General features: G+C 41.0%; 21 protein-coding genes. 14 read left to right on the forward strand and 7 right to left on the reverse strand.

The genetic code is table 11. The features are described 5' to 3' along the window. Positions 1 to 10 precede the first annotated feature (10 nt). The 3 genes from G2999_RS08710 to G2999_RS08720 are packed head-to-tail and all read left to right on the forward strand — an operon-like array spanning position 11 to position 2,523. Entirely contained in the window at positions 11 to 235 is a 225-nt protein-coding gene (locus tag G2999_RS08710) for a DUF4266 domain-containing protein (RefSeq protein WP_010180785.1), read from the forward strand. Continuing rightward, on the forward strand, positions 226 to 1,560 hold the full coding sequence (locus G2999_RS08715) for a DUF3570 domain-containing protein (protein WP_010180788.1): 1,335 nt from the start codon (positions 226 to 228) through the stop codon (positions 1,558 to 1,560). Before G2999_RS08710 ends, G2999_RS08715 begins: the two co-directional genes overlap by 10 nt. 27 nt (positions 1,561 to 1,587) lie before the next feature. Then, complete coding sequence (locus tag G2999_RS08720) at positions 1,588 to 2,523, forward strand: FAD:protein FMN transferase (RefSeq protein ID WP_010180790.1); 936 nt, start codon at positions 1,588 to 1,590, stop codon at positions 2,521 to 2,523. A 38-nt stretch (positions 2,524 to 2,561) separates the two neighbouring features. Here G2999_RS08720 and G2999_RS08725 read toward each other — a convergent pair whose 3' ends face one another. From G2999_RS08725 to gorA, 3 genes are all read right to left on the reverse strand, one after another. Next, the gene (locus tag G2999_RS08725) at positions 2,562 to 5,930 is read right to left on the reverse strand and encodes an amidohydrolase family protein (protein WP_010180793.1); all 3,369 of its coding nucleotides are present in this window, start codon (positions 5,928 to 5,930) and stop codon (positions 2,562 to 2,564) included. A gap of 149 nt (positions 5,931 to 6,079) precedes the next feature. Next, positions 6,080 to 7,618 (reverse strand): AbgT family transporter, encoded by a 1,539-nt coding sequence (locus G2999_RS08730; RefSeq protein WP_010180795.1) that lies wholly within the window; start codon positions 7,616 to 7,618, stop codon positions 6,080 to 6,082. A 75-nt stretch (positions 7,619 to 7,693) separates the two neighbouring features. Beyond that, on the reverse strand, positions 7,694 to 9,043 hold the full coding sequence (gorA, locus tag G2999_RS08735) for a glutathione-disulfide reductase (RefSeq protein ID WP_010180797.1): 1,350 nt from the start codon (positions 9,041 to 9,043) through the stop codon (positions 7,694 to 7,696). Between the two features lie 267 nt (positions 9,044 to 9,310). On the opposite strand from gorA, the gene prlC reads away from it, so the two are divergent. Further along, positions 9,311 to 11,353, forward strand: coding sequence for an oligopeptidase A (prlC, locus tag G2999_RS08740; protein ID WP_010180799.1), 2,043 nt, complete (start codon positions 9,311 to 9,313; stop codon positions 11,351 to 11,353). 48 nt (positions 11,354 to 11,401) lie between these two features. Here prlC and G2999_RS08745 read toward each other — a convergent pair whose 3' ends face one another. After that, a complete protein-coding gene (locus G2999_RS08745; protein ID WP_010180801.1) occupies positions 11,402 to 12,091 on the reverse strand; it encodes a DNA-3-methyladenine glycosylase I in 690 nt (229 codons plus the stop codon). A 321-nt stretch (positions 12,092 to 12,412) separates the two neighbouring features. Between G2999_RS08745 and ubiE the strand changes: the two genes are divergently transcribed. Genes ubiE through ubiB form a run of 3 tightly spaced genes read left to right on the forward strand, consistent with a single transcriptional unit; the run spans position 12,413 to position 15,502 of the window. After that, entirely contained in the window at positions 12,413 to 13,201 is a 789-nt protein-coding gene (gene ubiE / locus G2999_RS08750) for a bifunctional demethylmenaquinone methyltransferase/2-methoxy-6-polyprenyl-1,4-benzoquinol methylase UbiE (RefSeq protein ID WP_010180803.1), read from the forward strand. Beyond that, positions 13,201 to 13,863 (forward strand): SCP2 domain-containing protein, encoded by a 663-nt coding sequence (locus G2999_RS08755; RefSeq protein WP_010180804.1) that lies wholly within the window; start codon positions 13,201 to 13,203, stop codon positions 13,861 to 13,863. The genes ubiE and G2999_RS08755 overlap by 1 nt, the downstream gene beginning before the upstream one ends. Position 13,864: 1 nt before the next feature. Then, the gene (ubiB, locus tag G2999_RS08760) at positions 13,865 to 15,502 is read left to right on the forward strand and encodes a ubiquinone biosynthesis regulatory protein kinase UbiB (protein WP_010180807.1); all 1,638 of its coding nucleotides are present in this window, start codon (positions 13,865 to 13,867) and stop codon (positions 15,500 to 15,502) included. On the opposite strand, the gene G2999_RS12275 is transcribed toward ubiB, so the two are convergent. Next, a complete protein-coding gene (locus G2999_RS12275) occupies positions 15,499 to 16,485 on the reverse strand; it encodes a hypothetical protein (protein WP_010180809.1) in 987 nt (328 codons plus the stop codon). The genes ubiB and G2999_RS12275 overlap by 4 nt on opposite strands. A 142-nt stretch (positions 16,486 to 16,627) precedes the next feature. Between G2999_RS12275 and tatA the strand changes: the two genes are divergently transcribed. Genes tatA through hemB form a run of 5 tightly spaced genes read left to right on the forward strand, consistent with a single transcriptional unit; the run spans position 16,628 to position 19,512 of the window. Next, positions 16,628 to 16,867 (forward strand): twin-arginine translocase TatA/TatE family subunit, encoded by a 240-nt coding sequence (gene tatA, locus G2999_RS08770; protein ID WP_010180811.1) that lies wholly within the window; start codon positions 16,628 to 16,630, stop codon positions 16,865 to 16,867. Between the two features lie 3 nt (positions 16,868 to 16,870). Then, positions 16,871 to 17,173, forward strand: coding sequence for a Sec-independent protein translocase protein TatB (gene tatB / locus G2999_RS08775; RefSeq protein ID WP_010180813.1), 303 nt, complete (start codon positions 16,871 to 16,873; stop codon positions 17,171 to 17,173). Between the two features lie 3 nt (positions 17,174 to 17,176). Beyond that, complete coding sequence (gene tatC / locus G2999_RS08780) at positions 17,177 to 17,923, forward strand: twin-arginine translocase subunit TatC (protein ID WP_010180815.1); 747 nt, start codon at positions 17,177 to 17,179, stop codon at positions 17,921 to 17,923. 18 nt (positions 17,924 to 17,941) lie between these two features. Continuing rightward, entirely contained in the window at positions 17,942 to 18,499 is a 558-nt protein-coding gene (locus tag G2999_RS08785; protein ID WP_010180817.1) for a hypothetical protein, read from the forward strand. A gap of 5 nt (positions 18,500 to 18,504) precedes the next feature. After that, entirely contained in the window at positions 18,505 to 19,512 is a 1,008-nt protein-coding gene (gene hemB, locus G2999_RS08790) for a porphobilinogen synthase (protein ID WP_010180818.1), read from the forward strand. A 19-nt stretch (positions 19,513 to 19,531) separates the two neighbouring features. On the opposite strand, the gene G2999_RS08795 is transcribed toward hemB, so the two are convergent. Continuing rightward, the gene (locus tag G2999_RS08795; RefSeq protein WP_050751043.1) at positions 19,532 to 21,067 is read right to left on the reverse strand and encodes a guanosine-3',5'-bis(diphosphate) 3'-pyrophosphohydrolase; all 1,536 of its coding nucleotides are present in this window, start codon (positions 21,065 to 21,067) and stop codon (positions 19,532 to 19,534) included. A 1-nt stretch (position 21,068) separates the two neighbouring features. After that, a complete protein-coding gene (gene rhlB, locus G2999_RS08800; protein WP_010180822.1) occupies positions 21,069 to 22,349 on the reverse strand; it encodes an ATP-dependent RNA helicase RhlB in 1,281 nt (426 codons plus the stop codon). Positions 22,350 to 22,437: 88 nt separating this feature from the next. On the opposite strand from rhlB, the gene trxA reads away from it, so the two are divergent. Then, a complete protein-coding gene (gene trxA, locus G2999_RS08805) occupies positions 22,438 to 22,764 on the forward strand; it encodes a thioredoxin TrxA (RefSeq protein ID WP_010180824.1) in 327 nt (108 codons plus the stop codon). Between the two features lie 207 nt (positions 22,765 to 22,971). Beyond that, positions 22,972 to 24,237 carry a transcription termination factor Rho gene (gene rho / locus G2999_RS08810; RefSeq protein WP_010180826.1) on the forward strand — a complete coding sequence of 422 codons (1,266 nt, stop codon included), beginning with the start codon at positions 22,972 to 22,974 and terminating at the stop codon, positions 24,235 to 24,237. Positions 24,238 to 24,311: the final 74 nt, after the last annotated feature.

A 24,311-nucleotide genomic window follows, 5' to 3' on the forward strand; every position in this document is an offset into this window, starting at 1 on the left:
GGTATTTACCATGAAAAAAATAAATAAATTACTATGTATAGGGCTCTTAGCATCCCAAGCAATTGGCTGTGCTAGTTTAGGTGTGCAGCCTTGGGAACGTGATCTTTTGGCCAAAGAAGAAATGGCATTAAATGCTGAGGGCGTTGATTTAGGACTCGATGATCATATTTACTTTTCTAAAGAAGCCACTTCCGGTGGTAGAGCCTTTGCTGGTGGAGGTTGTGGATGCAATTAGATAACTCATCAACGAATATAGCAGCCTCTTTAGCATTAGCCACATGTACATTATTAGGTTCGACACCGGCGTTAGCAAATGAAAGTGTTGATAATGAATGGCGCTTTGATACTGCGATCTTATATTACGGTGAAACTGATCGTGTCAGTTTAGTTGAAGGCGTGATCAGTGCCACGAAAGATTTTGGCGATGACCACATTTTTAATGGCAAACTGACGTACGATGGGTTAACGGGTGCATCTGCAACTGGAGCTGTTCCTCAAGATACCGTACAAACATTTTCACGTCCATCTGGGCATGGGGGGTATGCAGTTGCCGCGGGTGAATTACCACTAGATGATACATTTAGAGACTCTAGAGTACAGCTAAACGCACAATGGACTCAGCCTTTAGGCGATAACCTTCGTGGTTCTGCTGGCGTGCATGCTTCTAAAGAATATGACTATTTATCCTTAGGTATGAATGGTTCATTAGCGCAAGATTTTGATCAAAAAAATACGACATTGTCTTTGGGGCTCTCTTATCAATTTGATCAAATTGATCCAGTTGGAGGTACGCCTGAACGACTTGGTGTTATGCCTATACCGACTTATATTGGTGATGACTACGATGATGATCATGATGATGACTACGATGATGACCATGACGATGATCATGATAATGCCTATCCAGATAGAAACGGTACTCAAAATAAAGATACGGTAGATGTACTATTGGGACTTACCCAAATTATCAACCGCCGCACTATTATGCAGTTAAATTATGGGGTATCGGTGTCAGACGGCTATTTAAATGACCCATACAAACTTGTGTCAGTCGTCAATGACCTGGGTCAAACCCAACAAACTCTGTTTGAATCTCGCCCTGATCAACGGACCAAACATAATGTTTACTGGCAAACAAAGTATGCAATGGATTCAGGCGTGTTTGATATCTCATATCGGTATGCTACCGATGATTGGGATATTACTTCGCACACGTTAGAATCAAGATTACGATTTAATATCACAGATAATAGTTATTTACAGCCACATATTCGAATTTATAAGCAAACGGCTGCAGAGTTTTATCAACCTTTTATACTGGATGATAGCCCTTTACCAACCTTTGCGAGTGCGGATTATCGATTAGGTGATATGGATGCATATACTGTCGGACTTAAATATGGTCAGCAGTTAGATAATGGTGATGCTTGGGCTGTTCGCATGGAATACTATCAGCAAAACCCTAAGAACGCAGGATTTGATGAGCCAGGCCAACTTGCTGATTTAGACTTATATCCAAGTGTGAAAGCAATGATGGTACAATTTAATTATCAATTTTAAAATGTACCCATCTAGTAAGTGATAAGTATGAGTAGCACATTGACTCGTGAGATTAATATAGAGCAACGCCAAGACCATCTTTGCGGTTACTTTCAAGCAATGGCATCGCCTTGTGAGGTATTAATCGATATTGCCGAGAGCAGTGATATATCGCCACGTCATTCTTTATGGGATGAGGCGTATAAACTGGTTTCGGCAATTGCTGAGGAAGCATGGCGAATAGAAGATAAATATTCACGTTATCGAGATGATAATATTATCTATGAAATTAACCATGCACGAGGAAGACGAGTTGAGATTGACTCCGAAACATTTGAGTTGCTTAACTTAGCCAATACTTGTTACGAATTAAGTCAAGGACGCTTTGATATTACTAGTGGTATCTTAGGTAAAGTATGGCAATTTGATGGTAGTGACAACCTTCCTTCCCAATCAGTGATTGATGCATGTTTGGCCTGTATAGGTTGGCATCATGTTACCTTAAATGAAAAATACATTCATTTATTACCCGGGTTTGCCTTGGATTTGGGTGGCATTGGTAAAGAATATGCGGTCGATAAATGTATTCAAATTGCTCGTCAGCAACTGCCGGATTTTTCTGTATTGATAAACTTTGGCGGAGATATCAGCGTGACACAGCCTAGAAAAACGTTACCTTATTGGCAAGTGGGTATCGAACATCCTAATCCAGAAGAACAGACTCAGATGATGGTCAAAATTGCTCAAGGCGGACTTGCGACGAGTGGTGACGCAAAACGTTACTTATTAAAAGATGGTGTTCGCTATGGCCATGTGTTATCACCACACACGGGCTACCCAGTAATGGATGCACCGCGTTCGGTCACTGTCGCAGGTGAAAATTGCACCCAAGCTGGTTTGCTAGCTACGCTAGCACTGTTACAAGGTGCAGGTGCCGAATCATTTTTAAAAGACCAAAAAATCACGCATTGGTGTCTTCGTTAGAAGTCCAATGCGTGCTATTCATATTAGATAAATATAACTTAATGTACCCAGTGATACTTTTCAGCTTTGGCATCGATTTGGCGTTTTGTAGCCTCTGGTAAGAACTGGTTATTTTGATCCGTAAAGAAGAATGGAGCTGGCACGTTATCAGTCCCTAATTCCTTCATTGTCGCTGCTTCAAATACGCGCCCATTAATTACCGTATGCGTCACATATTCACTGCGTTTCAAGTCAGCTAAGACATCCCCGTCAATAATCGCTAAATCGGCAATCTTGCCAACTTCAATACTACCAATTTGCTTATCCATACCTAAATGACGGGCGCCATCAATCGTACCGCCACGTAATGCTTCCCAAGGCGTAAAGCCACCTTGTTCCATCATCCATAACTCCCAATGAGCAGCAAGCCCTTCACGTTGACCGTGGGCGCCAATATGTACACCCACTCCGTTGTCTCTCAAGGTCTTGGCATAGGTCGCCACTTCAATATGATTATATTGATTATCGGGTGCCGTTGGACGGCGAATAGAGCGGCGGTCCAAAATAGTATGTGGGGTATAACGTAATAAACGTTCATTTTCCCACACATTGGTTCTGTCATACCAATATTCTTCACCCATTAATCCACCATAAGACACGACAAATGTTGGCGTGTAGCCAAATTTAGTCGCCCCCCATAATTGAGTCAGATCGTCATACCCTCTAGCGATGGGTAACGAATGCTCTAAACCTGTATGGCCATCAACGAGCATCGATAGATTCTGCTGTAATTTACCACCACCTTCTGGCACTACCATCATGTCTAGTTCTCTAGCGGCTTGTAGAACCCATTGACGTTGATCACGGCGCGGTTGGTTATAGGATTTGACTGAAATCGCACCGACATCTTTTAAGCGTTGTACATGGAAATAAGCGTCTTCGAAATCATTAATAATCGCCTTGTAACCTAAGCCCTCAGCACCATATAAAATTGTGCCGGTGGAGTATAAGCGAGGACCAATGCGTAACCCTGCGCGTTGCAATTCAGCAGCCGCGAACATCTCAGTCGTATCATTAGACGGGTCATGGATGGTAGTCACACCAAACGCTAGCTTGGAAAATTGTGACCAGTTTTGTTGCGGAATGATCTCATTACGTCCTTGCGAACCATGGTCATGCGTATCCACTAGACCGGGTATTACCGTTTTACCTTGAGCATCGATGACTAATGCACCTTCAGGTATCGTAATCCCATTCATCGGACCAACCGCTTCAATGACATTACCATTGATTAGTACCACACCATTTTCGATAACTTCTTGTTTCTCGTTGGCATCGCGCATCGTCACTACATTACCACCAACAATCGCCGTATATCCGGTCGCTTTTTTACTCTTTTGGGTAAACGATAGTGATAATCCTTCTGTAATAGGAGCAGCATTTTCTTCACTGCCGCCTTCCACAAATGCGAACGCTTCTGCTAAAGATTGCTCAAATAAATAGGGACCATGGAACCAGGTTAGGCTGTCATTATCCGGCGCCCAGTTTAGATATTCCCCTGCACGAGCCGAGATTTGTGTGACCGGTAAGGAAGTCATTGTTGGACTGATGGTAATTTTCTGACCATTTTCTACAAATGGCACCACATAGGTGTTGTATTGATACACAAATGCGACCCATTTATTATCATGTGATAGTCGGTACTCACTGACTTTATCCGCCCCATATAAGTGAGTGCGTTTGTCTTCACCAGCTAAATTCACACTGGATAACTGCGTCTCACTGTAAGGGGTGCCTGAGACATATTCAGTGAAATAGACACGATCATTAGCGCCAGAGAAATGTGGTTGCATCCCTTGTTTACTGATACGAGTTGTGGCTTTAGTGTCGAGATCAAGTACATACAAGCCAGGCTCAATTGAGTAGGCAGGGTCGAGTAAATAGCCACCGGTGAATTTACGATACGTCACTTTTTTACCATCAGGTGAAAATGCTGGCTCAACATAATGACCCGGTTGTGAAGTGATAATGTCACCTTTACCGCCTTTGGCAGAAACGATGCGAACCGCCCCGAGTTTTTGGTCATGCCACGTGGTGTAAACAATTGATTTACCATCGTTAGCATAACGAGGATAGTATTCATCATGCTCATTTTGTTTGGTCAGGCGCTTAGTTTTGCCTGACTGTAGATCACGAATGTAGAGTTTACCTAAGGCTTGGAATAATGCTTTTTTACCGTCAGGTGATTTTTGTGACCAGCGTAGCATTTTAGTGTCAAAATTATCCGGTGCTACATTAACGTCAAAGCGCACCGCATCAGCGTATTTAAGATTACTATTTAGATTAATATTTAAGGTGTTTAAGGATTGGTCATTAATGTTGAGACGATGAATTTTACCCGCGGTCCAAAAAACCAGTTCTTGGCTATCTGGGGTCCAATCGAAATAACTGAAATACCCCTCGCTACCAAAACCTTCCTGCATATCACGTTCTAAATCATGGTAAATAGCACGCTCGGATCCCGTTTCTAAGTCCTTCAAAAACAATGCGGTTTTCTCTTGAATACGACGAATGAATGCGACATAACGACCGTCAGGAGAAGGTGTAGGCACAACTGCGCCACCAGTGCCTGATATAAAACGCTCCTCTTCGCCATTTTCACGGTTAATACGCGTAATCGCAAAAATGGATGTTAATGGGTCACGGTTGTAATTGAAGCGAAAACCGCCCGTAATATCTTGGGTGAAGTAAATATATTGGCCATCATGAGAGAAAGCAGGATCGGCGATATTCTTTTGATCCTTAAGCCCATTGACACGTTTTTTTATGGCTAATCCGGTACCGCCAGTATGATGGTACATCCAGATTTCACCAGCAGGAATACTGCGACTAGACATAATGCCTTTAGTGACCAGTATATACTCACCATCGGGGCTCCATTTGGGGGCATGGATGATGTTGTTCTTTTCTTTTGTCACTTGGCGCAGTTCAGTTCCGTCTCTATTCATGACCCAAACATTGGATAATCCATCACGATCTGAAATAAACGCGATTTGTTTACCATTAGGGCTTACTGCGGGGTGAATGTTCCAAGCAAAATCTTGGGTCAATGGCTGAGCGTCACCCCCTTCAATACTACTGATAAAAATATCACCTAAGGTATCAAAGACGATGTGCTTGCCATCCGGTGTGACATCTAAACTTGCCCAGGTGAGTTCGTTACTTTTTACATTGATTTCATTTAATGGAAAAGCAGGGTTCAACACATCCCAATCGGCAAAACGTTTCTCTGTTGTTACCGTTTCAGAGTCAGTAGATGAGGTATTATCAGTCGTTGATGCGAATGCCGTATGTGTTAATAAGGCACTGGAGAGTACAAGTGCGCTGCTTAAAAAATTCATACGCAAACGCTGTGGGAAATTATTCATTGTTATTATTCCATAGCAGTAATATCACATCAGACTATACACTAATGTGAAAGGGAGTCACAGAGGGCGAATGATGAACAAAATTGATGACTCAATACCTGGTTCATCGTTCGCTTTACACATTATACGTCACAAGCCATTGAGTAAAACTAAAACCCTAATGGAATGTTAAATGTGAAAAATCCAATTAATAATAGTGACCAGAAAAATAAGAATACCACCGAATAAGGTAACATCATGATAATCAGATCACCAAAGGTCAAACTTGGCTTATATTTGCGCATAAATGCTAAAATAACACCTGAATAGACCATCATTGGAGTGATAATGTTGGTAGATGAATCGGCAACGCGATAGGCGGCAGCAACCAGATCGGGTGTCATCGCAGGATTTACTTGATATAGCATTGGGACAAAAATAGGGCCGAGTAACATCCACTTTGATGTCAGCCCACCGACGAATAAATTAATTAATGATGTTGTTAAGATAAAACCAATAATTAATAACACAGGGAATTGTTGTAGACCTAATGCTTCGAGGAAGCTAGCACCTAAATAAGTAATGTAAGTACCTAATCCAGAATAACCCAACAATCCTAAAAAGTTATAACAAAAGAAGGTCAATACCATTATGTAACCCATGGTATTGGATTGTTTTATCATCGCTTTGATGACATCCATTAAGTTATTAAAGGTGCCCGCGGCAAAACCATATGCTGCACCGATCACGACAAAAACAAAGGTAATCAACAATATAATATTATCAGTAAATGGCGTGACTGTTTTGCCCGCTTCATTTTCAAAGCTCGCAAGCGGTCCTATTGCCATCAAAATTAATACCAATAAAGCCAATACAAAACCAATACCGGCAGCTTTTAAACCTTTTGATTCAGCTTCACTGATAGAAAAATCAGATAAATTGATATTTTCAGGCAGCTCGAATTCATCATTTTCAAGACGCGGTGCGACAAACTTATTGGTGACCCAAGTACCTAAACCGACCAGTAAGAATGTGGACACAAGAATGAAAAAATAGTGCATAGTGGCGGGTGTGAGTGCTTCACCGGCAGCGTTGGAGAATGGCACGCCTTGGCTTTCGGCAAATAATTTTGCATTCATACCGATGATGACATCAATAGGTGTCGCGGGGATCAAGTTAGCACTAAAGCCTGCCGATACGCCCGCAAATGCAGCTGCCATACCAATTAATGGGTTTTTACCTAAACCAGCAAATAATAAGCCGGCTAAAGGGATCAAAATTAAATATCCAGCATCGGTGGCGATAGAGCTCATAATGCCTAAAAAGACTAAAGAGGGGACTAAAAAACGCTGACTGATCCTGGTGCCCATTTTTTTGATTAAGGTCCCAAATAAGCCAGAATATTCGGCTACGCCGACGCCTAGCATCACGATTAAAATAACCCCTAGCACACCACCGCCAAATGCGAGCCAATTAGCAACTAAAGCATTGTCAAACAGCCATACGATGTGTTCGGAATGAGCCATATTTTTAATCGTATGGGTGATAGTCGAACCATCAGCGGCAGTCGTTTCAAAAGTAAGACCACCAATCACTGCAGTCAGGATAAATGCAAAAACAAAGAAATAAATAAAAATGAGGATAGGGTCGGGAATTTTTTGACCAGCACGCTCGATAAAACGAATGATTGGGTTAGTAGAAAGCTCCATGAGAAGTATCCTATAGGTAGTAATTATTATTTTTCTAAATAAGTAGAGGCCAAATAACGGCCTCGACTATTTATTTTAGGTTAACGTAACGAACTCTTCACCGCTAGTGGGGTGAATGGCGACACATGCATCAAAATCAGCTTTCGTTGCACCCATTTTTAAAGCGACACCAAAGCCCTGTAAAATTTCATCCATTCCATGTCCAATGCCATGAATACCAACGACTTTTTCATTTTCACCAGCACAAATGAGTTTCATTGTCGTCGCTTGGCGATGACGCGTCACCGCGGTATACATGGCGCCAAAGCTTGAATTATAGACTTTAACATTGTCTTTGCCATGCTCAGCTATTGCTTCTGCTTCGGTTAAACCCATTGTGCCAATCGGTGGATGAGAGAATACGACAGTTGGAATTAACGTATAATCCATTTTTGCATTAGTCTGCCCGTTAAATAAACGTTCTGATAATAATCGTCCTGCTTTAACGGCAACGGGCGTTAAATCAATTTTGCCAATGTTATCACCTAAGGCATATATCCCTTGTGCCGTGGTATTTTGATATTCATCGACCACGATGTAGCCGCGCTCGTCCAGTTTGATATCGGTATGTTCTAGACCAATGTTGTCATTTGCTGGTGCACGACCAATAGCCCAAATCAGTGTATCAGTCTCGATATTATCACCATTGGAGAGGCTGACCAGTAAACTATTATCATTCTGCTTAATGACTTTAGTGACCTCAGCATGATTAATGAGTTTAGGTCCTTCTTCGGCCATAATATCTACCAAGGTATCACTGATCGTATCATCAAAATTACGTAGCGGCTTTTCTTTGCGGACAACGAGTGTGGTGTCGGTGCCTAATGAATGTAATACGCCAGCCAGTTCCACACCGATGTAACCTGCTCCTACAACAACAGCACGTTTGGGTTGTTCTAATAAGTCGAAGAAACCATCAGAAGTGATCCCTAAATCTCCGCCTTCAATTTCAGGAATGATTGGGTAACCACCGGTCGCAATACTGATATGTGGTGCGCTATATTGCTCACCGTTCACTTCGAGGACGTTATTATCGATAAATTTAGCAAAACCGTTAATCACTGTGATCCCATTATTTCCCAAAACGCGATCATAAGATTGGTGAATTCGTTCAATATAAGCTTCGCGCGAAGCGACTAATGTTGGCCAACTAAACGCATTCACTTTGACATCAAATCCATAGTCCGGTGCATAACGATGAATGGCTTCGGCTACTTGGGCACCAAACCACATCGCTTTTTTCGGAACACAGCCCACATTGACACAGGTGCCGCCGATGGCTTTCGCTTCAATCAAAGCGACATTTTTACCATGCTTTGCAGCACGGTTCGCAGAAGCAATACCACCACTACCACCACCAATACAAATATAATCAAATGTGTGCATATAAATCCTTAATTTATTTATCACAGGGAAAAAGCGTTATGTATGACTAAGTACGTACGCTAATCAATATTCATTGAAACAATCATGACGTAGTGTGGCGTAAAATGATAAAAAATCCAATGGGTATTCCGCGGCAAAAGCACAATTACGCAATGATTTTATAAAATGAAGCAACCTCAAATCATTGACTTGGCATTGAGTTTTAATGAAATAACCTTAAATAGGGTATATAGCAATTATTTTGTTTTTCGTATTTAAGGAATATTTATGTCTTCTTCTGTCGCTGCGACTTGGTTTACTGATGATGGTTTACCCAATTTTTCCGCCATCCAAGCAACTGATATTGTGGCTGTTATCACCGCTGCAATTAACGATTGTAAAGCTGCAATTGAAGCGGTTGTTGAGAGACAAGACGCTAGTTATGCTGGTGTGTTTTTAGAGATAGATGAAGTTGATACACAATTAAGTAATTTGTGGTCACCGGTATCACACATGAATTCAGTACTTAGTAACGATGAATGGCGTGAAGCTCATGATGCTTGTTTACCGTTATTATCTGAATACGGCACTTGGGTAGGTCAACATGAAGGATTATTTAAGCTTTATCAGACCTTAAGTGAATCAGATGAGTTTGCCAACTTAGATATGGCACAGCAAAAAATGATCACCAACACGTTGCGAGACTTTACCCTATCCGGTATCGCGTTAGATGCGCAGAAAAAAACGGAGTATGGCAAGATCCAAGCGCGTTTGTCTGAGCTATCATCGACCTTTTCTAATCAAGTACTCGATGCAACAATGGCATTTAAAAAGCATATTACCGATGAAAAGATGCTTGCGGGATTACCCGATTCAGCCAAAGCCGCTGCGGCACAATTAGCGAGCCAAAATGACTTGGCAGGTTGGTTATTTACGCTTGATATCCCCAGTTATTTACCCATTATGAGTTATGCAGATAATCGCGAATTGCGAGAAGAAATGTATCGTGCTTACGTGACGCGCGCTTCTGAAATGGGGCCATATGGTGGTGATTTTGATAATACTGCGATCATTGAAGAAACTTTATCTTTACGCACTAAGATCGCAAATTTATTGGGCTTTGAGCATTATGCACAGCGTTCTATTGCGACAAAAATGGCCGAATCTACTGACCAAGTTCAATCGTTTTTACATGATTTGGCACGCCAATCAAAACCTCAGGCACAAGCCGACCTAGCCGAAGTTAACGCTTTTGCAGCTGAGCATTATGGTCGTACTGAGTTACAAGCTTGGGATATTGGCTATTACTCTGAAAAACTTAAGCAAGAGAAGTATGCGATTAGTGATGAACAGCTACGTCCTTACTTTCCTGAAACACATGTCGTTCCTGGGTTGTTTGAAGTGGTATCGCGTCTTTATGGTTTAAAGATTACTGAAAGAAAGGATGTGGATACTTGGCATAGTGATGTGCGTTTCTTTGATATTGTGGATAGTGATGATGAGTATCGCGGCAGTTTTTACTTAGACTTATATGCGCGAGCTAAGAAACGTGGCGGTGCATGGATGGACGAATGTCGCGTCAAGCGTCGTAAAGTCGATGGGAGCCTTCAGCATCCTGTGGCGTATTTGACATGCAATTTCTCTGGGCCGGTGGATGGTAAACCTGCATGCTTTACGCATGATGAAGTGGTGACCTTGTTTCATGAGTTTGGTCATGGTATTCACCATATGTTGACGAAGATAGAGGTCTCAGGGGTGTCAGGCATTAACGGGGTTGCTTGGGATGCGGTCGAATTACCTAGTCAGTTTTTAGAAAACTGGTGTTGGCAGCCGGAGGCGTTACAATTTATTTCTGGGCATGTAGACACTGGTGAGCCACTCCCTAAGGCGCTGCTAGATAAAATGCTGGCGGCAAAAAACTTCCAATCGGCAATGCAGATGCTGCGTCAAATAGAATTTAGCTTATTTGATTTCACGTTACACATGCAAACTGAAAGTGTCGATGTGCAGGCGTTTTTAAATGAGGTCAGAAAAGAGATTTCGGTATTAACACCACCAGAGTTTAACCGTTTCCAAAATAGTTTTGGACATATTTTTGCCGGCGGTTATGCTGCTGGATATTACAGTTATAAATGGGCGGAAGTATTATCTTCAGACGCCTTCGCTTCATTTGAAGAAAATGGGATCTTTGATGCGAAAACGGGACGTCGTTTCTTAGAGAGTATTTTGCAAATGGGTGGCAGTAAAGAACCCATGGCATTGTTTGTCGATTTCAAAGGACGTGAACCGTCAGTCGATGCTTTATTACGTCACAGTGGTATTGCTGCTTAAGCACATGAGTTATGTGCCATGGGCTATGGCGTGGCCGAGTGAGTCGGATTAAGCCATACCCACAGCATTATCGCCGGTGGCGTAAGCAATAGTCATGCTAATTTCTTGTAAGGATAACCCTGACTCTTTACGCCATTGATTAAATGTCTGTTGGATGGTGGTAAGACTCCGTTTAGACGTTAGTCCACCATCAATGAGCTTATGCGCTCGAAAATACCCTTCCACATCGCGCGATAGCAGGAATGTATCTTTGCCTATTGCTCTGAGCGCATAAGGGCCAGTATTACCTCCAAGCCGCGCACCATGTTGTTTTAAATATGCCCACAATCCAATGATATCCTCTTCTGGCCAATCCGCGAGCCATTGCCCTACGCTACCGTATTCTACTGCAATATCATGCAACATCGAGGCATTAGCGCGAATCGTCATTACTTTGGATAAATTCCGGATGATTTTAGGATCGGTCGCTTTTTTCTCCAGCATTTCATCTGGCATCATCAGGATCTTTTCGATATTAAAGTCCCAAAATACTTCTTCAAAATGCGGCCATTTTTGGCGAACTACGCGCCACACAAAACCAGATTGAAAGACTTTCTTAGTCATTTCTGCCAGTACCCGACTGCTATCGGTGTTGACTAATTGTCTGTGAGTTTTAGGTGCAGTAAGCAGAGATTGCAGCATAGCTTCACTACCTTTACGTTTTACTGCTCGGGCATAAATAGCACTGAATTTTTCCATAAATAACTCGATATCGCCGATAAATTGATGATAAACATAATAGAGTGTATACCTAGTTTCAGATCATTTGCATAACAGTATTTCTTATACATTGTTAAATGGTCTCATCTGATCCGCTTTTATTTTCACTATCAGGTCATTGTAGATGGATAAGCAAACATTTAAATGCCTTTATTTCAAATGGGCTTTTGTGTACTATTTAACAATAAATTGTAGCTGACTTACCTTTCAAAATTGCGCGATTATACGTGCATATTTTCGTATTTTTTCACATTATGTAATCAGCTTTTTGTTTTTACCTGACAATGTGGGATACCTTTAATGTCTGACAATAACGCAACTTCCGAAACTCAACCTGCTTCAGTCGCAGGAAGTAAAACTCATTTTGGTTTTACTCAGGTTGATACCGAACAGAAAGAATCCTTAGTTGCAGACGTATTTCATTCTGTGGCGGCGAAATACGATATTATGAATGATGTGATGTCGATGGGGATCCATCGTATTTGGAAACGTTATACGATTGATTGTTCAGGTGCTAGAAAAGGACAACAAATTCTAGACTTAGCGGGGGGTACAGGTGACTTAACGGCAAAGTTTTCTCGTATTGTGGGACCCACCGGTTCAGTGACCCTATCTGATATTAATCCGTCGATGTTAGAAGTAGGTAAAGATAAACTACGTGATATGGGATTAGTCGACAACATCAAGTATGTCGAAGCAAATGCAGAAGCCCTACCATTTCCAGATAATCATTTTGATATTGTTACAATGGCGTTTGGTTTACGTAATGTGACACATAAAGAAAATGCATTGGCATCAATTTATCGTGTACTTAAACCGGGTGGTCGTTTATTAGTGCTTGAATTTTCAAAGCCAACCTCTTCAGCATTAGAAAAGATCTACGATACTTATTCATTTCATTTATTACCTAAAATGGGCAAACTCATTGCAGATGATGAAGATTCATATCGTTATTTAGCCGAGTCCATCCGTATGCATCCTGATCAAGATACTTTAGAACAAATGATGCAAACAGCTGGTTTTGAAGGTACGTCTTATACTAATTTAACCGGTGGTATAGTGGCATTGCACCGTGGATTTAAATATTAATGCCCATCACTCAGTTATTATCAGGCGCTGCTGAGTTAAGTGCTAATGAGTTGATGCGATGGGATAATGACTATCAGACCTATTTGGCGCCCTTAGCAGGCAGGTCCTTAGGCATCACTCTTTTGCCTATGCATTTGACAGTTCATTTGTATTTTAGTGATTCACGCATTGATATTAGTATTCCAGAAACACTCCCTCAAAATGAGATTGAAGTGGCAGCGGATATTTGTGATTGCCACTTAACGATACATATCTCAGCATTATCAGAAATGCGTAACGCGAATCAACTTACGCGCTTGATCAAAGAAGATAAGCTTGATATTGAAGGAGATTTAGCTGTTGCTCAAAATGTGAGTGCGCTGGCAAATAATCTTGATATCGATCTCACAGAAATGTTGACCCATAAATTGGGTGATGTACCTGCCCACACTTTGATGGGAGGAGCTAACTCAATTAAAAATTATGTGGCGTACTTGAAGCAACATGTAGAAGTTACAGTGGGCGAAGCATTGATTGAAGAAAAGCGGCTGGTTGCATCACCACTTGCGCTAGCACATTTTAGTGATGAGGTGACGGATACCCGTTATTGGTGTGACAGACTCACAGCACGCATTCAACGATTAGAACAAGCACAACAAGCACAACAGCAGGATGTAAAATAATATGGCCTCTAGGCGTTTTTATCAAATAGCTAAAGTTATTTTACAATTTGGATTAGATGATTTAATCCCTCCACATTGGATCCCTTGGTATGCTAGAACGGGTAGGCACGCTGTATTTTGGTTACGTAATCGTCATCAAGATAAATCGCGAGGTGAACGAGCACGTTTGGCATTGGAATCGTTAGGCCCTGTTTTTATTAAATTTGGTCAAATGTTATCAACCCGACGCGATTTAATTCCTGCGGATATCGCCGACGAATTAGCTATTTTACAAGATAATGTTGTCCCTTTTGATGGCAAAATCGCAGAACAGACCATTTTAGATTCGTTGAAAATTAAGCGTATTGATGACTTATTTACTGATTTTGATCCCGTTCCTTTAGCGTCAGCGTCGATTGCGCAAGTCCACACAGCGAGGCTCAAAGAAAGTGGTGATGACGTTGTGATAAAAGTCATTCGTCCAGGTATTAAACCAATCATTGAGTCTGATGTTGAGTTACTACGGAGTATTGCTGCGGTGGTACAAAAGTGGTTGCCAGATGGTAAGCGGATGCGGCCTGTTGAGGTGGTTGAAGAATATCAAAAAACCATTTTTGACGAGTTGGATTTAGTCCGTGAAGCGACTAATGGTATGGCGATAAAGCATAATTTTGCCGAGTCAAACGCCTTATTTGTGCCGCATTTTTACACTGATTATTGTACTCATGATGTTATTGTGATTGAGCGAATTTATGGGATCCCTGTGTCCGATATTGAGGCTTTAAAGGCCCAAGGTACGAACATGAAAAAACTCGCGGAGCGAGGGGTTGAAGTCTTTTTTACCCAAGTGTTTCGAGATAGCTTTTTCCATGCAGATATGCACCCAGGCAATATTTTTGTTAGTAAAGAAACGCCTGATGATCCCCACTATATTGGGATTGATTACGGTATAGTCGGCACATTAAATGCTGAAGATAAACATTATTTGGCTGCAAATTTCATTGCCTTCTTTAATCGAGATTATCGTAAGGTAGCTGAATTGCATGTGGATTCTGGTTGGGTGCCTTCAAATACTAACGTTGACGATTTAGAAATGGCAATTCGCGCTGTGTGCGATCCTATTTTTCAAAAACCCCTAGATGAAATTTCCTTTGGTCATGTTTTGCTACAACTTTTTAATACAGCACGGCGTTTTAATATGGTTGTTCAGCCACAGCTGGTGCTATTACAAAAAACTCTGCTTTATATTGAAGGCTTAGGTCGTCACTTATATCCCCAGCTTGACTTATGGTCTACAGCGAAACCATTTTTAGAAAACTGGATGAACGAACAAATTGGTTTTAAAGCGTTATATACTAAAGTGAAAAACAACGCGCCGTTTTGGGCTGAAAAATTACCCGATATGCCAGATCTAGTATTTAATACGTTGAATCAACTTAAAGCGTTACCAGAACTACAACGACAGCACCACGAAGCACTAAAAGCACAACAAGTGACTCACCAAAAATCCACGTTATATGGTATGTTAGGCTCAACGGGATGTGTAATTGGGGTTTTATTTGTATTGAATGATATGCCAATTTATTACGCATCTACTGCTTTTGTTTTAGGTGCGATATTGTGGGTTAAATCGATATCAAACATTATCTCAAAAGACTAAAACTGATAGTGAGCGCCTTCACCATAGAAGGCTTCAAAACGAAGAGCGATGCCATAAGAGGGTTCAAAATCTTCTTTATCGAGCCATGCCACAAATGGTTCAATTTCAAAAAATAACCACTTACGCATTGGGTTACTGCGTAATTTAGCGCCTAAAAAGACTTGTTCTGTATGCGCGTTAGGTTGTGTCGTACCTTGTACAAACAAGGTGTATACCAATGTGGATTGCAGATCTAGTCGATAGTAGCGCTGTGTTTCTGTATGCCATCTCAATTCATCACGTTTATCTGAGTAGTAGAAGCGATGTTTCAATTTATCAAGTTTTTGGCCATCATGTTCATATAATAATGAAGCGCCTACCTCGACACCTAAGTAGTCACGATTATAGTAATTCACTTGGGTGTCGTAGAGTAAGTTAGTTTGTTGGTTAAAAGAATGAATATTACGATACGTAGCGCGAGCAAATACTTGGTCGCGTCGCCCTACACCCAAACGGTAACTAACATTCTTAAATCTAGGGCTATAAAAACGCAGTGCAAGGGTAGTGGACTGTGACCTATTTTCAATTTCACGACTGACTTTTATCTGGTCTTCGGTGGCTTCATCTTCATCATCACTTAGCAGCAAATCGACTTTGTTGGTGAGAGAGGGAAGTGATAATTTAATTTTAAAGCGGGTATCAAACTCACCAAGGTTGCGTGTTCTTGGCTCCCAACCTAAGCGAATTTTTCCAGAAGCCCCTGCATCACTAGACGTGGAAGGCGCATCAATAAACCAACCATCAATAGTTTGCGCTTGAAGGTTAAATGTTTGGGTGAGTTGACGCTGCCAGCGGTCGACCCAAATCTGTTCATTGGGAATAGACGCTGTCGCTGTCACATTATCGTTTTTTTGTTCTGCAGAGTGTAAAGTCGCAGAGGCATAACTTGATAAAAATAAGCAGGAAAAGGCATAAATGAAAAAATAGATACGAATAATTTTCATGTCCCTACTTACAAAGTGTAATTAATGCGGTTGATACATTATTTATCGAATGTAATCTAACCCCGTTTATTTTATACTACTTAATCGAGTATAAGGTTATTCACAAAGATAAACAAATCATCAAGTGTAAAAGGAATAAATTATGGGTGGTATTAGTATTTGGAGCTTACTGTTAATTGCGTTGATCGTGATTTTATTGTTTGGGACAGGTAAGTTAAAAAATATCGGGGCTGATTTGGGGGGAGCGCTAAAAGGTTTTAAAAAAGCGGTCAATGACGATGGCACCACTCAAAAAGACGCTGATTTCTCACCCGAGCAAATTAATGAAAAAGCGGATGAAAGCGTCACAATCTCATCCACTCAGGAAGTGAAAAAAGACTAACTCATGTTTGATATTGGCTTTTGGGAATTATTAGTAATCGGGGTAATGGCACTCGTTATTCTCGGACCTGAACGTTTGCCGAGCGCTATTCGCAGCACGATGAAAGTAGTACGTGGTGTTAAGCAAACAGCCAATGGATTTAAAAATGAAGTGGAAGAGCAATTACGCATTCATGAACTTCACGAGAATCTTAGAAAAGCCGAAGAGAAAGGCTTTTCTGAATTAGATCCTGATTTACAATCCAGCGTGGATGAACTAAAAGAAGCCGCTGCTTCAGTCCAGCAACCTTATAAAAAAGATAACTAACACATGGCATCGCAAAGCGGTCTTATTACACATCTTATAGAACTTCGTAGTCGTTTACTTAGCATGTTAGTGAGTGTGTTGTTGATTTTTGTTTGCCTATCACCGTTTGCTCAAGATATTTATCACTTACTTGCTCGCCCCTTACTTAACGCGCTTCCTGACGGAGCAAGTATGATTGCAACTGATGTTGCGTCGCCTTTCCTAGCCCCTTTTAAATTAACGCTTGTTGTTGCTTTCTTTATCGCGATCCCTTATATCCTTTATCATATATGGGCATTTATTGCGCCAGCGTTATATCGTAATGAAAAGAAACTCATTGCTCCTTTATTGTTTTCAAGCTCTATTTTATTTTATGCCGGCATGGCATTCGCGTATTTCGTGTTATTCCCTGTCGCCTTTGGCTTTTTAACTAGCTTTGCGCCAGAAGGGGTTGTTGTAAGCACCGACATTAGTAGTTATTTAAGCTTTGTATTGACAATATTTTTTGCGTTTGGCGTTGCATTTGAGATCCCAATAGCGATTATTTTATTGTGTTGGACAGGTATCACCACGGTACAACAATTGCGGCAAAAACGGCCTTACGTCGTAGTGGGTGCATTTGTTGTCGGGATGTTATTAACGCCACCAGACGTCATATCTCAAGTGCTATTAGCGATCCCAATGTGGTTCCTGTATGAAGTTGGGATCATTATTGGTAGTATTTATAGCAAGCCACACAATGCATCTGAACAAAGCACTCAATCGGAATAACAATAAGAGAGAATTTCTATGCGTATCAATATTCATCATCACACTCAGCGACTTGTTTCATATTTAATCATGACGTTCATTCTGTGTTGTGGCATGGCTGTACATGCGCAAACTCAGTCTGTCGCTGATGCGATATCAGCCTGTGGGGCGCAGAAAAATAGCCTGAAACGATTAGTTTGTTTTGATCGCATTCATGCTAACTTAAATGACTATAGTGATGTGACCATACCTAAACAAGTTACTTCGAGTGTCAAACCTTCTACGGCAATGAATACATCGACACCTGTGACACCACATACCGTTGAATCTAGCGTGAATAAGGCGACCGAATCATTTGGTCAAGAAATCGTCACTACGGATACTATGCAGGCAGTCATCACGGCCATTAAAAGTGATCGGAATAATTATAAAACGATTACATTAAATAATGGACAGGTCTGGAAGCAGGTGCGCATAGAAGACCGCGCAAGATTATCCGTCGGGCAGGTCGTGACGTTTGAAAAAGGTGTGTTTGGTGCGATTTATATGTCAGCTGAAGATAGTAATCGCCAACTGTCTGTTAAACGGATTAAATAAATAATATGTCAGATTCATACCACCAATACCCGCTTGTTCGCCCTCGTCGTTTACGTGCTACTTCTGGTGTACGTAAGATGGTCAGTGAGACGCATTTGTCGGTGAAAGATTTTATTTACCCTATGTTTGTTCTTCCTGGGCATAATCAAATTGAAGCAGTAGAGTCGATGCCCGATGTGTATCGTTACAGTGTTGATACCCTACTGGAAAAACTGGAAGAGGTCGTTGCTTTAGGTATTCCTACTATTGCTATTTTTCCAGTGACACCGGATACGCATAAATCGTTGTTAGCAGAAGAAGCTTATAACCCTGAAGGCTTGGCGCAAACTGCAGTAAGAGCTGTAAAACAACGCTTCCCTGAATTAATCGTGATGACGGATGTTGCGTTAGACCCGTTCACCACGCATGGGCAAGATGGCATTATTGATGATCAAGGCTATGTGCTTAATGATATAACATGCGAAGTGTTGGTGAAACAAGCGCTGTCTCATGCACAGGCTGGTGCTGATATTATTGGCCCATCAGATATGATGGATGGCAGAGTCGGTTTAATTCGACGTGCTTTAGAGGCGCATGGTTATGTGAACACTTGCATCATGGCATATTCGGCTAAATATGCGTCTAGTTATTACGGCCCTTTTCGCGATGCAGTTGGCTCTGCAGGTAATATTAAAGGTGGCAATAAGTATACGTATCAAATGGACCCTGCGAATTCAGATGAGGCGTTAAAAGAAGTGGCGTTGGATTTAGCGGAAGGCGCTGATATGGTGATGGTCAAACCTGGGATGCCGTATTTAGATATTGTCAGACGTGTCAAAACAGAGTTACAAGCGCCCACTTTTGCTTACCAAGTCAGTGGAGAATATGCCATGCATCAAGCCGCGTTTGCGAACGGCTGGCTTAATAAAGAGGCTGTAATATTAGAAAGCTTGATCAGTTTTAAACGAGCCGGTGCCGATGGCATATTAACTTACTTTGCCATCGAAGCTGCTAAATTATTGCAGCAGCCATAAGCAAAACAGCCTTGAGTTGTTAGTATTGCACTAAATTCAAAGTTTGTTTTGCTTTGTGCATCAGCCAAGTCTCATTTGCCAGTTCAGTTTCAACTAACTTGTTTTCTGCTATCCAGCATTTTTCAATAGATACATTCCATACTGGTGTCTCTGCATCTTCACTGATTTGAATGTGAGCAATGTTGTAAATGCTTTTATCTTGGGTGCGTTTTATATTAAGCACGACCGCTAGACGCAATACTCTTAATAGCTGTAACATGTTCGTACGTACTTCTTTAGGATAGTCCTGTAATGCATCTTCAGGGATATCTGAGCGATGATATTTAACTAAATCTGAAATACATTGTTTTTGTAATTTCGTATAACCAGGTAGATCGATATATCTTAAAATATAAGCACCATGCAAGTGTTGCTCTTTAAACTCGATATGTAATCCAATTTCATGCAACATCGCGGCAGCATAGAGAATATTTTGTCCATCTAAAATAGTGTCAGCGAGACGTTGATTAATTTGTTTGAACAGCTCGATTGCTGTCGTGGTGACTGATTCTGCTTGTTGTTCATCGATATGATATTTGAGTATACAGGCATGAATAGTCTGTGACCGACGATCGGTTAACGTTTGATTATCCAACATCCCATAGATAATCCCTTCACGTAAAGCGCCACCTGCAATATTCATTGTTTGAATATTTAATGATTCAAATAATGCGATAAGAATCGCTAAGCCAGACGGAAAGATAACACGACGAGATTCCGCAAGACCATCAATGTTCAGTGCATCGATATGCAAAGCCTCAATACACTGCGACTTAAGTTGATAAAGGTAATTTAATTTAATTTCATCCCGGATCCCTTGTTGGATCAAAATATCGGTAATCGCTTGGGGAGTACCCGATGCCCCTAATGCTTGTTGCCAATCGAAACATTTAAACGCATGTACGTGTTGTTCGATTTCAGTTTTTGCCGCATTAATTGCTAAGTTAAAATTATCTTCAGTTAGATGACCATGTTCAAAATAGTGCTGCATAAAAGTGACACAGCCCATATTAAAGGAGTGAACGTGCAACGGCTGCATATCTCGGCCAACAACGACTTCAGTACTAGCGCCTCCGATATCAATCACTAACGTATTGCCTGATGTTGTAGAGGTATATGCGACACCGCGATAGATCTCTGCCGCTTCTTCTTCACCACTGATGATATGCAATTTATGCTTAAGAATGGTTTCAGCTTCCCGTACAAAATCTTCTGCGTTCGTTGCTAGACGTAAAGTAGCAGTAGCGACAATCTTAATATTTTCTTTAGGGATATTTTGTAATCGATCGGCAAACCTGGTGAGACATTGCCAACCTCGCTCAATTGCGAGTTGGTCAAGGTGATTATGAGCATCTAGACCGGCGGCTAAACGCACTTTTTGTTTAACTTTAGATACAATTTGAACGTTCCCGTGGATAACATGAACTACCACAAGATGAAAGCTGTTTGAGCCAAGATCGACCGCCGCATAATAATCACCTTTTGTGTTTAGGGTGGTCAAATCTTGATGTGTCATGTTAGCGTTGGTTGTTTCGATTGGGTCTTGCATAGTTTTTACTTTTATTATTATTATTATTGTTTCTTGTATGGCCAGAACCTTGGCGTTTTCTGCTGACAAATTTAGGTGGCGTTAAATCCGTAAGTAAGGCGCCACTGTCGTAATCTGTAACGGGTATTGAGTGTTCAATATACGCTTCAATTTCAGGTAGGTTCAAGGCGTATTTTTCGCATGCAAAACTGATGGCATGTCCGCTTTTACCTGCACGGCCGGTTCGACCAATTCGATGTACATAATCCTCAGCATCGTCAGGGAGGTCAAAATTAAATACGTGAGTGACTTTTTCAATATGTAAACCACGCGCTGCTACATCGGTGGCGACAAGAATATCGAGCTTCCCTTTGGCGAATCCCTCCATGATTGACATACGTTTTTTCTGAGGTACATCTCCACTGAGTAATCCGACACGATGACCATCGGCCATCAACCAAGCCGCGACAGTTTCACAACTAAATTTCGTATTAGCAAAAACAACGGCTTTTTCTGGCCATTCGTTTTCAAGTAAAGTTAATAATAATCGAATTTTATCATCATCGGATGGATAAAATAGCTCTTCTTGAACACGAGTTGCGGTTTTCTTTTCAGGCTCAATTTGTACATGAGTCGGATTATTCATATGCTCGTAAGCAAGTTCTTGTACACGATAACTTAAGGTCGCAGAGAACAGCATACTTAAACGTTCGGTTGCATTAGGCATACGTCTAAATAAATATCTAATATCTTTGATAAAACCTAAATCAAACATCCGATCGGCTTCGTCAAGTACCGCCACCTGTAGATGATTGAGCGAAAAAATTCCTTGTTTGTAGTAATCTAAAATCCGGCCTGTCGTACCGATAATAATATCGACACCGTTTGTTAATGTTTGACGTTGATCTTCATAACCTTCGCCCCCATATATCAAACCTAGGGTCAAACCAGTGTGTTTACTTAACAGCTCTGCATCGTTATAAATCTGAACAGCAAGCTCGCGAGTAGGCGCCATAATCATCGCCTTTGGCCCTTTTTCACTATTTTTATGCGTTAGCAAATAATGAAAAGTAGCGACTAAAAAGGCAATGGTTTTTCCTGTTCCTGTTTGAGCCTGTCCCGCAATATCAAGTTCATCGATAAGAGGTGGCAGACTTAATGCTTGAATGGGTGTACAATATTCGAAGTTTGCTTCGTTTAGAGCATCTATGATTGATTGATGGATCTTTAAATCCGAAAATCGAGTATCTGTTAAGTGAGTTGTTTGCATTAATATATGTTCAGTGCTTGCATTAAAAACTACTTTTATATAACACTATGGTAAACAAATTAGAAGTTTTACCAACTTGGAGAATAAAATGAGCGACAAGATTATCACATTATCTGATGATAAATTCGAAGCCGACGTTCTAAATGCTGAAGGTCCCGTTTTAGTTGATTTCTGGGCCGAATGGTGCGGTCCATGTAAAATGATTGCCCCTATCTTATCTGAAATTGCAGATACTTACGAAGGAAAAGTCAAAATTGGTAAGTTAAATGTAGATGAGTTCAGTGAAACACCGAAAAAATTCGGTATCCGCGGTATTCCAACATTATTATTATTCAAAGATGGCAACGTTGCTGGAACTAAAGTTGGTGCATTATCAAAAGCACAACTAGAAGAGTTCTTACAGGAAAACCTGTAATTCATGTATAGGCTGTTAATGATATAAAAATTAACAGCCTATAACATTTAAACGCAAGAATCCTTTACCTAACCCCAATTTAGTGCTAACGTTAACTTAATACACATCTCTGTGTCACGACTCCACAGTAACATCCTCAATGCCTGTACTGTGCAATTAATCTCAAATATCATTATTTAATCAAAGCGAATGCTTAAAGATCCCACTATGAATTTAACCGAATTAAAAAATAAACCCATCTCTGAACTCGTCGCATTGTCTAGCGAGATGGGACTAGAAAACCTCGCCCGCGCCCGCAAACAAGATATTATTTTCTCTATATTGAAAGCTCACGCTAAAAGTGGAGAAGATATTTTTGGCGATGGTGTATTAGAAATTCTTCAAGACGGCTTTGGTTTTTTACGCTCGGCTGATTCTTCATACTTAGCGGGTCCTGATGATATATATGTGTCTCCTAGTCAGATTCGACGTTTTAATTTACGCACTGGTGACTCAATATCGGGAAAAATACGCCCACCAAAAGACTCTGAACGTTATTTTGCCTTATTAAAAATACGTGAAGTCAATTTTGATAAACCAGAAAACTCACGTAATAAAATCCTTTTTGAAAACTTAACGCCATTACATGCGAATGAACGTCTTCGTATGGAACGTGGTAACGGTAGTACTGAAGATATCACAGCACGTGTATTAGATTTAGCATCTCCTATCGGTAAAGGTCAGCGTGGTTTGATTGTTGCCCCCCCAAAAGCGGGTAAAACCTTATTACTGCAAAATATTGCTCAATCGATTGCAGCGAACCATCCTGATTGCCAGTTGATGGTACTACTGATTGATGAACGCCCTGAAGAAGTTACGGAAATGCAGCGTCTGGTCCAAGGTGAAGTTATTGCATCAACCTTTGATGAACCTGCGAGTCGTCATGTTCAAGTTGCCGAAATGGTCATTGAAAAGGCGAAGCGTTTAGTTGAACATAAGAAAGACGTGGTCATTTTACTCGATTCAATTACTCGACTAGCGCGTGCTTATAACACCGTCATCCCATCATCGGGTAAAGTGCTTACAGGGGGTGTAGACGCTAACGCATTGCACAAACCGAAGCGTTTCTTTGGTGCTGCGCGTAATGTTGAAGAAGGTGGTAGTTTAACCATTATTGCAACCGCGTTAATTGATACAGGCTCTAAAATGGATGAGGTTATCTATGAAGAGTTTAAAGGCACGGGTAATATGGAGCTACATTTGAATCGTAAGATTGCTGAAAAGCGGGTATTCCCAGCCATCGATTACAACCGTTCCGGCACGCGTCGAGAAGAATTGTTGACGAACCAAAAAGAACTTCAGCAAATGTGGATTTTACGTAAAATTGTTCATGAAATGACAGAAATTGATGCGATGGAATTTTTAATTAGCCGTTTATCGATGACGAAGACGAATGATGAATTCTTTGATGCAATGAAGCGCCAACGTACTTAATTCTTATACAAATGAATATAAACCATGTCCTCATTTTGGTGTAGACATGGTTTTTTTTTACTTATTTTTTGCTT

Origin of the sequence: Glaciecola sp. HTCC2999 (assembly GCF_000155775.1) — a bacterium.
Taxonomy (GTDB): domain Bacteria; phylum Pseudomonadota; class Gammaproteobacteria; order Enterobacterales; family Alteromonadaceae; genus Opacimonas.

Excerpts from the sequence above, each read along its gene's own strand:
- G2999_RS08710 (WP_010180785.1), top strand. The coding sequence starts at position 11 with ATGAAAAAAATAAATAAATTACTATGTATAGGGCTCTTAGCATCCCAA.
- rhlB (WP_010180822.1), bottom strand. The coding sequence starts at position 22,349 with ATGCAAACAACTCACTTAACAGATACTCGATTTTCGGATTTAAAGATC.
- ubiB (WP_010180807.1), top strand. The coding sequence starts at position 13,865 with ATGGCCTCTAGGCGTTTTTATCAAATAGCTAAAGTTATTTTACAATTT.
- G2999_RS08730 (WP_010180795.1), bottom strand. The coding sequence starts at position 7,618 with ATGGAGCTTTCTACTAACCCAATCATTCGTTTTATCGAGCGTGCTGGT.
- gorA (WP_010180797.1), bottom strand. The coding sequence starts at position 9,043 with ATGCACACATTTGATTATATTTGTATTGGTGGTGGTAGTGGTGGTATT.
- rho (WP_010180826.1), top strand. The coding sequence starts at position 22,972 with ATGAATTTAACCGAATTAAAAAATAAACCCATCTCTGAACTCGTCGCA.
- G2999_RS12275 (WP_010180809.1), bottom strand. The coding sequence starts at position 16,485 with ATGAAAATTATTCGTATCTATTTTTTCATTTATGCCTTTTCCTGCTTA.
- tatB (WP_010180813.1), top strand. The coding sequence starts at position 16,871 with ATGTTTGATATTGGCTTTTGGGAATTATTAGTAATCGGGGTAATGGCA.
- hemB (WP_010180818.1), top strand. The coding sequence starts at position 18,505 with ATGTCAGATTCATACCACCAATACCCGCTTGTTCGCCCTCGTCGTTTA.
- tatA (WP_010180811.1), top strand. The coding sequence starts at position 16,628 with ATGGGTGGTATTAGTATTTGGAGCTTACTGTTAATTGCGTTGATCGTG.
- trxA (WP_010180824.1), top strand. The coding sequence starts at position 22,438 with ATGAGCGACAAGATTATCACATTATCTGATGATAAATTCGAAGCCGAC.
- G2999_RS08725 (WP_010180793.1), bottom strand. The coding sequence starts at position 5,930 with ATGAATAATTTCCCACAGCGTTTGCGTATGAATTTTTTAAGCAGCGCA.
- G2999_RS08720 (WP_010180790.1), top strand. The coding sequence starts at position 1,588 with ATGAGTAGCACATTGACTCGTGAGATTAATATAGAGCAACGCCAAGAC.
- ubiE (WP_010180803.1), top strand. The coding sequence starts at position 12,413 with ATGTCTGACAATAACGCAACTTCCGAAACTCAACCTGCTTCAGTCGCA.
- G2999_RS08795 (WP_050751043.1), bottom strand. The coding sequence starts at position 21,067 with ATGACACATCAAGATTTGACCACCCTAAACACAAAAGGTGATTATTAT.
- tatC (WP_010180815.1), top strand. The coding sequence starts at position 17,177 with ATGGCATCGCAAAGCGGTCTTATTACACATCTTATAGAACTTCGTAGT.
- G2999_RS08715 (WP_010180788.1), top strand. The coding sequence starts at position 226 with ATGCAATTAGATAACTCATCAACGAATATAGCAGCCTCTTTAGCATTA.
- G2999_RS08785 (WP_010180817.1), top strand. The coding sequence starts at position 17,942 with ATGCGTATCAATATTCATCATCACACTCAGCGACTTGTTTCATATTTA.
- G2999_RS08755 (WP_010180804.1), top strand. The coding sequence starts at position 13,201 with ATGCCCATCACTCAGTTATTATCAGGCGCTGCTGAGTTAAGTGCTAAT.
- prlC (WP_010180799.1), top strand. The coding sequence starts at position 9,311 with ATGTCTTCTTCTGTCGCTGCGACTTGGTTTACTGATGATGGTTTACCC.
- G2999_RS08745 (WP_010180801.1), bottom strand. The coding sequence starts at position 12,091 with ATGGAAAAATTCAGTGCTATTTATGCCCGAGCAGTAAAACGTAAAGGT.